The organism is Pseudomonas sp. BF-B-26, from assembly GCF_019956495.1.
Taxonomy (GTDB): domain Bacteria; phylum Pseudomonadota; class Gammaproteobacteria; order Pseudomonadales; family Pseudomonadaceae; genus Aquipseudomonas.
The window spans coordinates 99899-110807 of the sequence record NZ_JAHBDP010000053.1 but is presented as its reverse complement, the minus strand read 5'-3'; the positions used below and the strand labels follow the sequence as shown (position 1 = coordinate 110807).

At 56.3% G+C, this 10909-nt stretch carries 10 protein-coding genes; 5 read left to right on the top strand and 5 right to left on the bottom strand.

Annotated features, from left to right (window positions below; genetic code table 11):
* From KGB03_RS04740 to KGB03_RS04725, 4 genes are all read right to left on the bottom strand, one after another.
* Positions 1 to 483 (bottom strand): MFS transporter (locus tag KGB03_RS04740; protein WP_223526465.1); only part of this gene is annotated, 483 nt, incomplete at its 3' end.
* 289 nt (positions 484 to 772) lie between these two features.
* On the bottom strand, positions 773 to 2008 hold the full coding sequence (locus KGB03_RS04735) for an MFS transporter (RefSeq protein WP_111450439.1): 1236 nt from the start codon (positions 2006 to 2008) through the stop codon (positions 773 to 775).
* A complete protein-coding gene (locus KGB03_RS04730; protein ID WP_223526464.1) occupies positions 2001 to 3053 on the bottom strand; it encodes a hypothetical protein in 1053 nt (350 codons plus the stop codon). Before KGB03_RS04730 ends, KGB03_RS04735 begins: the two co-directional genes overlap by 8 nt.
* Complete coding sequence (locus KGB03_RS04725) at positions 3050 to 4435, bottom strand: DUF6002 family protein (protein ID WP_223526463.1); 1386 nt, start codon at positions 4433 to 4435, stop codon at positions 3050 to 3052. Before KGB03_RS04725 ends, KGB03_RS04730 begins: the two co-directional genes overlap by 4 nt.
* Positions 4436 to 4796: 361 nt before the next feature.
* Here KGB03_RS04725 and KGB03_RS04720 point away from each other — a divergent pair, with 361 nt between their 5' ends.
* Positions 4797 to 5162, top strand: a complete 366-nt coding sequence (locus KGB03_RS04720) for a DUF4440 domain-containing protein (RefSeq protein WP_111450441.1) — start codon at positions 4797 to 4799, stop codon at positions 5160 to 5162.
* A 189-nt stretch (positions 5163 to 5351) separates the two neighbouring features.
* On the opposite strand, the gene KGB03_RS04715 is transcribed toward KGB03_RS04720, so the two are convergent.
* Entirely contained in the window at positions 5352 to 6935 is a 1584-nt protein-coding gene (locus KGB03_RS04715; protein WP_056742891.1) for a peptide chain release factor 3, read from the bottom strand.
* A gap of 365 nt (positions 6936 to 7300) precedes the next feature.
* Here KGB03_RS04715 and KGB03_RS04710 point away from each other — a divergent pair, with 365 nt between their 5' ends.
* From KGB03_RS04710 to KGB03_RS04695, 4 genes are read left to right on the top strand one after another with little or no spacing between them, the layout of a single operon-like run.
* Positions 7301 to 8017 carry an ABC transporter permease gene (locus tag KGB03_RS04710; protein WP_218538044.1) on the top strand — a complete coding sequence of 239 codons (717 nt, stop codon included), beginning with the start codon at positions 7301 to 7303 and terminating at the stop codon, positions 8015 to 8017.
* A gap of 20 nt (positions 8018 to 8037) precedes the next feature.
* Positions 8038 to 8931, top strand: coding sequence for a glycine betaine ABC transporter substrate-binding protein (locus KGB03_RS04705; RefSeq protein WP_223526462.1), 894 nt, complete (start codon positions 8038 to 8040; stop codon positions 8929 to 8931).
* Between the two features lie 12 nt (positions 8932 to 8943).
* A complete protein-coding gene (locus KGB03_RS04700; protein WP_008148960.1) occupies positions 8944 to 9597 on the top strand; it encodes an ABC transporter permease in 654 nt (217 codons plus the stop codon).
* Positions 9594 to 10751: a betaine/proline/choline family ABC transporter ATP-binding protein gene (locus tag KGB03_RS04695; RefSeq protein WP_008148962.1), complete on the top strand. Its 1158-nt coding sequence runs from the start codon at positions 9594 to 9596 to the stop codon at positions 10749 to 10751. The genes KGB03_RS04700 and KGB03_RS04695 overlap by 4 nt, the downstream gene beginning before the upstream one ends.
* Positions 10752 to 10909: the final 158 nt, after the last annotated feature.

The window sequence follows — 10909 nt, the reverse complement described above, 5'->3', positions numbered from 1 at the left end:
ACCCACCACCCCGGCGACCGCCATACCCAGGTTTCTGGCAACACGACTCAAAGACTGCGCACGAGCACGCTGCGCAACCTGGCAATACTCCATGATCAACCGCTGATGAAGGGTGCGAATCGCACCATCGAGTACACCGCTGAACAGCAGCAACCCAGCCAGCAAAGGCACGTCAGTCACCAGCCCCAACAAGACCAATACCCATGCCGAGACAAAAAACAACGCGGCAGTGAGCCGCGCCGTGGAGAAATGATCACTGAGCAGTCCGCCGACCATTGACCCGATCAGCAAACCAGCCCCGTATCCGGATAACAACCAGCCAACGGTTTCAATCGCAAGCCCCAGTTCCTGGCGCAAGTACAACGCCATGAACAGCTTGACCATGGTGCTCAAGCGATTGATGAACAACAACGCCGCCAGCACCCAGGCCATTACGCAGAAATAGCCGTCCAGCCGCAGCAGGTGAGTGAGCCTACCGGTCATTCCATTGATCCCTTGTGCTCCTGCTCGTGGAAAGTGCTGCTTGTGAAGTGTGCCCTGTACGTTAGACGTCAGCGATTTGGTTGTCGCGGGTAAAAGTACCGAGAACAGAAAAACAGAGACAAGCTACGAAATCAGGAAAAAAGACCTACAGAAAAACCTTACTCGACAATCTGGCGCTGAATAAAATCCAGTTCCGATTGATTCGGTTCTCCAGATAGGACGCTAACGAATGGACGGAATGCTCCTTGGCGGGGAGATGGGTTGTGAACAATGCCTTTAACCAGATCAGCTAAGTGAAGCAGGCTCGCCGCGCGCGGAGGGAAGAACCCTTCGAGGCCCCGATAAAACGAGTCGCCTGATAAATCAGCGGTATGGCCAGCAACGCCAGAGCCGCGCTAGCGATCCAGACACTATGCCCGCCAAAATAACCATAGAGCTGGCCTCCAAGCGTCGGCGAAAGCAGCACGCTCGTGCTCCAGCACATGGCAAAAAGACCAAAGTACTGCCCGCTCTTTCCCGCCTGTGCACGCTGCATGACCAGGACATTGAGGGTCGGCATGAAAAGAATTTCGCCAAGCGTCCAAATCACCGTCGACAGGCAGACAAACAACACTCCGGTCCCCAGAGGCAGCATTCCAAGTCCGCAAGCCAACAAAAGACTGCCAGCCAGCAGTTGCCGTCGAGCCCCCCATCGCTCCCCCCAGTGAGAAAACGGAATTTGCAGCGTCACCACGAGCATCGCATTGAGTGCGAATTGCCACCCGATGAACTCAGTACCCAACCGATAGTAATCAAGTAGATAGTTACCCAGCATGCTGTAGACCGGTTCAAAGGCCAGGCCCAGTAGCACGGAAGCCGCCAACAACCAAAGGAAAGGCTTGTCCCGATACGGTGTGCATAATCCCGAAGCTGTATCCGTGTCCTCCTCCATCAAAAAAGCTTCGCGATGAAATGTCGACCGTACAAACCAGACCAAGGCCAGCACCGTCATCGCCGCACTGACAAAAAACACCCAGCGAAAATCAGTCTGCGCCAGGACACCACCCGCCACCCCGGCTACCGCCATCCCCAGGTTGCTCGCGACGCGGCTCAACGACTGCGCGCGAACGCGTTGCTTAACTTCGCAATGCTCCATAAGCAAACGCTGATGAAGCGTACGAATCGCACCGTCGAGAGCACCACTGAGCAGCAGCAACCCGCCCAGCAAAGTCACATCAGTGACCAGCCCCAACAAGACCAGTATCCATGCAGAAACAAAAAACAACGCGGCCGTAAGCCGCGCCGTGGAGAAATGATCACTGAGCAGTCCGCCGACCATTGACCCTATCAGCAAGCCGGCCCCGTAACCGGATAACAACCAGCCAACCGTCTCAATCGAAAACCCCAGTTCCTGACGCAGGTACAGCGCCATGAACAGTTTGACCATGGCACTCAAGCGATTGATAAAGATCAACGTGGCAAGGACCCAGGCCATTGAACAGAAGTATCCAACCAGCCGAGTCATGTGGGTGAACCGACTAATCATGCCATTGGTCCAGATTAAGACTCACATGGCTGTGAATGCCTTTTGAAACGAAAGAAATGTCCGAGCGAATCTTATGATTTGCATCGTAAAAATACTGCGCTTGGAGCCGACCCTCAGCATCCAGACCAATCAGGGGGTTGTTGATCAGGAATTGTCGGGTTGAAGCACAAAGCGTTGGCGTTCGAATCAATATCCGCCAGTGGCCAAACGCGTTATCCGGAACAAAGGCCTGAGCCCCAAAGCGTTTTTTGTATTGGAATGTTCCCTTACTCAAAAATGGCTCACAGCCCTGAAAGTCGACAGAATCAATGAAGGGTTGATTGGATGCCCATTCCAGAATCGCGTGATAAACAAAGTTCTGCGCTCCATTTTCCCGGCAAACCGCGGCACCACCCTTTACCCCGATCAACCGTGCATTCAAGGTACGAACCGATTTATCAATCTGGGAAACACTGCCCGCGACCCACTCATCATTCAAATGAACCCGAAACAATACTCCTCGTTTGAACAAATCCAGATAAGCCGCATCCTCCGGCACACTCCGAGCAAATGAACCGTAGCGAGCACTCATTGTCGGGACATGCATGGAGCGGTAGAAGGCGAAAAAATCTTCATCTTCAAGCGATACGTCAAAATCAAACCCTTGCCTGACAGCCTGAATACGACGTTTGCTTTCTCGATGGGAGATCTGACTCAGAACATGCTCCCAACCAGCAGAAACGTCGACTTTCTGGTGAATCCGGCTTACGCCCACAATATCGCCCTGCTGCTGGCATAGATGAACAACCTCTTCGGGAGCCATCAACACGCACATAGTGGTTCGGTTCCTCTTTATGAATATCTCAAGTTGATTCCACTCCAGAGTCCCTTCCCGCTCTACAGAGGAAAACTCGAAAAAACATTGATCCACGAAAGGAGCGATGTAGAGCAGCCCTTCTGCTACTCCGACATAAACAAGACTTGCAGGTCTTCCAGCTCTGGAATGTCCCCTGTAAACACGGAAGTGGCAGAGCGCTTCGCCAGGCATGGAAGGTCTCGCACTCATGACTTAGAGCACCTGCTGAGGATCTCCATCATCTCTTCAGCGCTGCTGATGAATGACAATCCCTCGGCTGGAATCGCTTCGTAGTCCTCCCGACAGTAGGAGCCCGAAGCATGAATGGTGCAACCTTCCATACCCTCTAGTAACTGTCGATCAATCGCATTCATGCAACCTGTCATCGCCATAACCAATGACCACTCTTTCAGGTCCCGTGGATCGGCTGGCAATCTGACTGGCGTATCGGCGAGCAACTGAACGCATTCGCTGTAACGCTGCATGCACTCATAAAGCGAAACGATTATTCCTGAGCCGCCATTGGCCCTGACGTGCCCAGTCATTTCTTCTGCAGTAGGCGGCAAGTGAGTATAAAAAGTGGGCTCTAGAACCTCATCGAGACTCCAGGTCGCAGCAGGAAAATGCGCAGACACTGTCTGCACCCACAACCCGTTTGGAGCTTGGGTATAGCTGGGTGCAGAAGCACCCTCGAAGTTGCCGTCAAGTAAGTGCAGCACCATATCGCTGGTAGCTAGATGTTGAACCAGTAAAAACGAAGGTATGGAAATTGGGGTCCTTTGACGTTTCAATACCTCCACACCTGAGCAATATCCCAAAAGACCGTATGCGCTAGACACCGCATGCACATGTACGGTCCTGCGATCGGTGTCCCAGGCGTCGCCATATTCAAAGTCAAAAAACGCCCGGACCTGGTCAGAAAACCGGTAATTCTCAAGCCGCAGGGAATGCCACAACTTCGAATCACCTAATGGACGGCGATTGAAAAGAGCCTTGAACTGCTGTCCGACAACCTTCACCGCTTCCGGCGACTCGGTATCAAGCACAAATACAGGGTTGAGTGCACGCAACCGAGGGTCGTCATAAAGTTCGGTTCTACGCAATTTCCCGGTCGTCTGGGCAGGCGTCAGCGTGACAATCCGCAATTGCTCGGGATGTGCCAACTTGGTCTTCAATGCACGCAGAACTGCATCACGCAGTGCAATCGCCTTGTTACCGGAGGATGGCGAAAACAACAGGATGCTTTCACCGGTTTCCTGAATATGCCGGATGGCACGTGCAACGATTAGTGTCGAGGCAAAGGTCTTTGTTGTTTGAGTATTTGGGTTCTGCCTCAGGTCGAACAAACGCAACGGCACATCCCGGTAGCGGCCCATTTCAAAAAACTGCGCGGTGGCGACCGACAGGAAGGCCTGCATACGAGGATCCAGTTCAGGCAACCTCATTGAGGGTTCGAAAGCATCGTCGCTGCTGCTGACTTCGAAGCCGGGAGCACTGGCGACGATCAGATCGTAGTAGCGCTCGATAACCGAAATGGGATCCTCAGGTCTCCGGGTTGCCAGTGCATCTGTACCGTTTTTCATCACATCCATTTGTCCAGCGCTCCTGTTCGTGGATATTCGCTACTTGCGAATGTCTTTCGAACGCTAGACGTCAAGAACTCCCTTGTCTCTGGTCAAAACCTTGATAGCTGAAAAGCAGACCCAAGCTACAAACCTCAGAAAAAACGCTTACAGAAACTTCCCACACGCATCACCTCGGGCCGGACCAGAGATAAAAACAGGCCCTCCGTGAGTTTCGGGTGACATCTCTTCGCTGAGTGATGTTTACGCACCGCAAGGAATTTCACGCCCAGCCAACATCCGTCATCAGTGCCAGATTAATCTGGGGTTCGAGCTCATATTGTGTGCTGCGTTAAGGTAATGCCGAATAACTCAGACAAAGGCCACTGCCATGGATCTGTCTCAAAAACTGCTGCATCTGGAACAACGCTTACTGTCACGGGCAACCCGGCGCGACGCAGAAGAAATCTCCTGCCTTATCGCCGACGACTTTGTCGAGTTCGGCGCCAGCGGTGGCGTCTGGAACAAGGTCGAGCTGGTCGAACAGTTGCCTTTTCAGCCTTTCTCTCTGCGCACCATCAGTGACTTCACAGCCAAACAGCTCTCAGAAAATGCGGCCCTGGTGACTTATCAATGTCACACCGTCGCCATCGACCAGCGCTCCCCCGCCAACAGCTTGCGCAGTTCGATCTGGCGCAAGCAGGGCGAGCAATGGCAGATGGTGTTCCACCAGGGCACATTTCTCCCACTGCGGTGAGGCCAGCACAATCCCTGTGGGAGCGGGCTTGCTCGCGAAGAGGCCATCAGCTTCAACATCCATGTTGATTGGCCTATCGCTTTCGCGAGCAAGCCCGCTCCCACAGGGATTCGCTTAACTGGATGAAATCGGGGGCAATAAAAAACCCCGCAGCTTTCGCAACGGGGTTTTGGATATCGCCATCAGCGCTTAGTGATGCTCACGCGTCGCACGGAATTTCACGTCCGGCCAGCGCTCTTCCATCAGCGCCAGGTTGACCCGCGTCGGGGCCAGGTAGGTCAGGTGACCGCCGCCGTCGATGGCGAGGTTTTCCACAGCCTTGACGCTGAACTCTTCGAGCTTTTTCTTATCGCTGCAATCGATCCAGCGCGCGGAATACACGGTAATCGGCTCGTAGGAGCACTCGACCTTGTATTCCTCTTTCAAACGGCTGGCGACCACATCGAACTGCAGCACACCGACGGCGCCGAGGATGATGTCGTTGCTGCGCGTCGGGAAGAACACCTGAGTGGCGCCCTCTTCCGCCAGTTGCTGCAGGCCCTGACGCAGTTGCTTGGATTTCAGCGGGTCACGCAGGCGCACGCGACGGAACAGTTCCGGGGCGAAGTGCGGGATACCGGTGAAGCCCAGGACTTCGCCTTCGGTGAAGGTGTCGCCGATCTGGATCGTGCCGTGGTTGTGCAAACCGATGATGTCGCCGGCGAAGGCTTCTTCCAGTTGCTCACGCTCGGAGGAGAAGAAGGTCAGCGCATCGCCGATCCGTACGTCTTTGCCGGTGCGCACGTGGCGCATCTTCATGCCTTTTTCGTACTTGCCGGAGCAGATACGCATAAAGGCGATACGGTCGCGGTGTTTGGGGTCCATGTTCGCCTGGATCTTGAACACGAAGCCGGCGAATTTCTCTTCAACCGGTTCCACGGTGCGCTCGTTGGCGACACGGGCCAGCGGTTTCGGCGCCCAGTTGACCACGGCGTCGAGCACGTGATCGACACCGAAGTTGCCCAATGCAGTCCCGAAAAACACCGGGGTCAGCTGGCCGTCGAGGAATTCCTGTTGATTGAATTCGTGACAGGCGCCCTGTACCAGTTCCAGCTGATCGACGAAGCGATCGTATTCGTCACCGAGGTGCGCGCGGGCTTCATCGGAGTCGAGCTTCTCGATGATTTTCACATCGGTGCGCTCGTGGCCGTGGCCCGCGGTGTAGACGATGATGTAGTCGTCGGCGAGGTGATAGACGCCCTTGAAGTCGCGGTAGCAGCCGATCGGCCAGGTGATCGGCGCCGCTTTGATCTTCAGGACCGCTTCGATTTCGTCGAGCAGTTCGATCGGGTCGCGGATGTCACGGTCGAGTTTGTTGATGAAGCTGACAATCGGCGTGTCACGCAGACGGCAGACGTCCATCAGCGCGATGGTCCGAGGCTCAACACCCTTACCGCCATCGAGGACCATCAAGGCCGAGTCCACTGCCGTCAGGGTGCGGTAGGTGTCTTCGGAGAAGTCTTCGTGGCCCGGGGTGTCGAGCAGGTTGATCATGTGGTCGCGATACGGGAACTGCATGACCGACGTGGTAATGGAAATACCCCGTTGTTTTTCCATTTCCATCCAGTCGGAGGTGGCATGGCGGTCAGATTTGCGAGATTTCACCGTGCCAGCAATCGCAATCGCCTTGCCCATCAGCAAGAGCTTCTCGGTGATGGTGGTTTTACCGGCATCGGGGTGGGAAATAATGGCGAAAGTGCGGCGTTTCGCGACTTCGGCGGCCTGTTTGGTCATGGGAAATCGCCTGGCAGGTGATTCAAAAAAGGGCGGCGAGTATAGCGCAAACCGACCTCTACGGACCACCGTTCGCCCTGTCGCCAATGGCGAAGGATGGGCCAGAAGGGAGATCATGGGTGGCTAATTGCTGCTAAATATGGAACCTTTTAAAAGGTGCAGACGTCCACTCCCCTGTTACGGCACTCGTACCAGGGGCTGAAAAATCAGCAAGTTGGCCTGACGAGGCTGCGCTTATGGCTCGATCTCATGCGGTTTTATCAGCATGAAGAGCTGCTTCTCGCGAACGTTGATCATCCCGGCAGCCAGGAATGGCCTTGCCACTCGGGACTGCGTTCGCCGACAAAGAAAAAAGGAGTCCGCCTGTGGCTATTCGCTATGGCAAGGGGCTGATAGGAGGTGCGGTTGTCGTCGCCCTCCTGGCCCTGCTGGTCCACTGGATTGGCATCAACACGATCGAACATTACCGCGACGATTTGTTGTTTTACCTGCAAGCCCATTTGATTCTTGTCCTCGCTTCCATGCTGGCCGCCCTTGTTGTGGGCATACCCGCCGGTATCTTTCTCAGCCGCCCGAACATGGTGGGCCGCGCTGAACGCTTCATGCAGATCTTCAACATCGGCAACACCGTGCCGCCTCTTGCCGTACTGGCCATCGCCCTGGGTATCCTCGGCATCGGCAGCGGCCCTGCGATTTTCGCCCTGTTCCTCGCCTCGCTGTTGCCGATCGTGCGCAACACCTATGAAGGCCTGAAAAACGTCCAGGGTTCGCTCAAGGAAGCGGCCGTCGGCATCGGCATGACACCGACTCAGGTGTTGTGGCGGGTCGAACTGCCGAACGCCGTGCCGATCATCATCGGTGGCGTGCGCGTGGCGCTGGCGATCAACGTCGGTACCGCACCGCTGGCGTTCCTGATTGGCGCCAACAGTCTGGGCAGCCTGATTTTCCCTGGCATCGCCCTGAACAATCAGCCGCAACTGCTGCTCGGCGCGGCCTGCACCGCCCTGCTGGCCTTGCTGCTCGACGGCCTGGTGACACTTGCCAGCCGCCTCTGGCTCGAACGCGGCTTGCGCCCGTCTTAAGCCTCGGCAAAGGAATCTTTATGAAGACATTTAGCTTTTTACTAGGCTGCGCCCTGCTGTTCGCAGGATTTGCCCAAGCCGCTGAAAAACCGGTGATCCGCATCGGCGCCCGGGTGTTCACTGAACAAACCCTGCTGGCGGAAATCACCTCCCAGTACCTGCGCACCAAGGGTTACGACACTCAAGTAACCGGCGGTCTGGGCAGTAACCTGGCCCGCAGCGCCCACGAAAGTGGTCAGCTGGACCTGATGTGGGAATACACCGGCGTGTCGCTGGTGGCTTACAACCACATCACCGACAAGCTCGACAGCGCTCAGTCCTACGCCAAGGTGAAAGAACTCGACGCGAAAAAAGGCCTGATCTGGCTTACCCCGTCGAAATTCAGCAACACCTACGCCCTGGCCCTGCCAGAAAACACCGCCAAGGCTTACCCGCAGATCAACACCATCAGCGAGCTGAACACGGTGATGCAGGCTGAGGCGAAGACCAATCACCTCGTCGCCCTGGACACCGAGTTCGCCAACCGCTCCGACGGTCTGGGCGGCATGGTCGACCTCTATGGCATGAACCTGACCCGCAAAAACATCCGGCAGATGGATGCTGGTTTGGTCTACACCGCCCTGCGCAATGGTCAGGTGTTCGCCGGTCTGGTCTACACCACTGACGGTCGTTTGAACGCCTTCAAGCTGAAACTGCTGGAAGACGACAAGCATTACTTCCCGGACTACACCGCTGCGCCGGTGGTGCGTCAGGTCTACCTCGACGCCCATCCGAAACTCGCGGAAGAGCTCAAGCCGCTGGCCGAACTGTTCGACGACGCCACCATGCGTCAGCTCAATGCGCGGGTCGATGTCGATCACGAAAGTCCTTCATCCGTTGCTGCAGATTTCCTGCGCCAACATCCGCTCAACTAAGGAGGAAAAGACATGGAATTTCTGAACGCCTTTTCCCATCTCGACTGGCCGTTGGTCCTGCAACTGACCGGACAGCACATCACCTTGGTCGGCATTGCCGTGACCCTGGCGATTCTGGTCGGCGTGCCGCTGGGCATCCTGATGACACGCTTCCCGACCCTCGCCGGCCCGTTGCAAGCCAGCGCTACGGTGCTGCTGACGGTTCCGTCGATTGCCCTGTTCGGCTTGCTGCTGCCGTTCTACTCCAAATTCGGCCAGGGCCTAGGCCCGATGCCGGCGATCACCGCAGTGTTTTTGTACTCGCTGCTGCCGATCATGCGTAACACCTACCTCGCCCTGACCGGCGTCGACCCCGGCATTCGCGAAGCCGCCCGCGGCATCGGCATGACCTTCGGCCAACGCCTGCGCATGGTCGAACTGCCGATCGCCGTGCCAGTAATCCTCGCCGGTGTGCGCACCGCCGTGGTCATGAACATTGGTGTGATGACCATCGCTGCCACCATCGGCGCCGGTGGCCTGGGTGTACTTATTCTCGCTTCAATCAGCCGCAGCGACATGTCGATGCTGATCGTCGGCGCCGTGCTGGTCAGTCTCCTGGCCATCTTCGCCGACCTGCTTCTGCAATGGCTGCAACGCACGCTGACTCCAAAAGGACTGCTCAAATGATCGAACTTCAAAACCTCAGCAAGACCTTCCAAAGCAACGGCAAAGATGTGAAAGCCGTGGACTCGGTAAGCCTGACCGTCAATGAAGGCGAGATCTGTGTGTTCCTCGGGCCATCGGGCTGCGGCAAAAGCACCACGCTGAAAATGATCAACCGCCTGATCAAGCCGACCTCCGGCAAGATCCTGATCAACGGCGAAGACACCACCGACCTCGACGCCGTGACCCTGCGCCGCAACATCGGTTATGTGATCCAGCAGATCGGTCTGTTCCCGAACATGACCATCGAGGAAAACATCACCATCGTTCCGCGCCTGCTGGGCTGGGACAAACAGAAATGCCACGACCGCGCCCGCGAGTTGATGAGCATGATCAAGCTCGAACCCAAGCAGTATCTGAATCGCTATCCACGTGAGTTGTCCGGTGGCCAGCAGCAGCGGATCGGCGTGATCCGTGCGCTGGCGGCGGATGCACCGCTGTTGTTGATGGATGAGCCGTTCGGCGCGGTCGACCCGATCAACCGCGAGATGATCCAGAACGAGTTCTTCGAGATGCAGCGTGCGCTGAACAAGACCGTGATCATGGTCAGCCACGACATTGATGAAGCGATCAAGCTGGGCGACAAGATAGCCATCTTCCGCGCCGGCAAACTGTTGCAGATCGATCACCCGGATACGCTGCTGGCGCACCCGGCGGACGACTTTGTCAGCAACTTCGTCGGCCAGGACAGTACGCTCAAGCGTCTGTTGCTGGTGAAAGCCGAAGATGCGGCGGATAACGCGCCGTCGGTGAGCCCGGAAACGCCGGTGGCTGAAGCCCTGGAGTTGATGGACGAACTGGACCGTCGTTATGTGGTGGTCACTTGCGCCGACAATAAAGCACTGGGCTACGTGCGCCGTCGCGACCTGCACCGTCAGACGGGTACTTGCGCGCAATATTTGCGCGAGTTCAACGCCACCGCCGCGTTCGACGAACATTTGCGCATTCTGCTGTCGCGCATGTACGAGTTCAACCGCTCGTGGTTGCCGGTGATGGATGCGGAGCGGGTGTTCCTGGGTGAAGTGACTCAGGAATCGATTGCCGAGTACCTGAGCTCCGGCAAGTCCCGTGGGGGCAAGACCAGCATTGTTTCGCCGGCTGAGACTGCGGTCGCCTGATCTGACGCCTTCGCGAGCAAGCCCGCTCCCACATTGGATCTGTGCAACAACACAAATCCTCTGTGGGAGCGGGCTTGCTCGCGAAGGGCAGCACTACAAACCCCTCTGATACACCTCAAATATCCCTATAAAGGGAACATCACACTGTCATGCAGGTC

Coding starts and splice junctions, on each gene's coding strand:
- KGB03_RS04735 (WP_111450439.1), bottom strand. CDS start 2,008: ATGATTAGTCGGTTCACCCACATGACTCGGCTGGTTGGATACTTCTGT.
- KGB03_RS04730 (WP_223526464.1), bottom strand. CDS start 3,053: ATGAGTGCGAGACCTTCCATGCCTGGCGAAGCGCTCTGCCACTTCCGT.
- KGB03_RS04725 (WP_223526463.1), bottom strand. CDS start 4,435: ATGGATGTGATGAAAAACGGTACAGATGCACTGGCAACCCGGAGACCT.
- KGB03_RS04720 (WP_111450441.1), top strand. CDS start 4,797: ATGGATCTGTCTCAAAAACTGCTGCATCTGGAACAACGCTTACTGTCA.
- KGB03_RS04715 (WP_056742891.1), bottom strand. CDS start 6,935: ATGACCAAACAGGCCGCCGAAGTCGCGAAACGCCGCACTTTCGCCATT.
- KGB03_RS04705 (WP_223526462.1), top strand. CDS start 8,038: ATGAAGACATTTAGCTTTTTACTAGGCTGCGCCCTGCTGTTCGCAGGA.
- KGB03_RS04700 (WP_008148960.1), top strand. CDS start 8,944: ATGGAATTTCTGAACGCCTTTTCCCATCTCGACTGGCCGTTGGTCCTG.
- KGB03_RS04695 (WP_008148962.1), top strand. CDS start 9,594: ATGATCGAACTTCAAAACCTCAGCAAGACCTTCCAAAGCAACGGCAAA.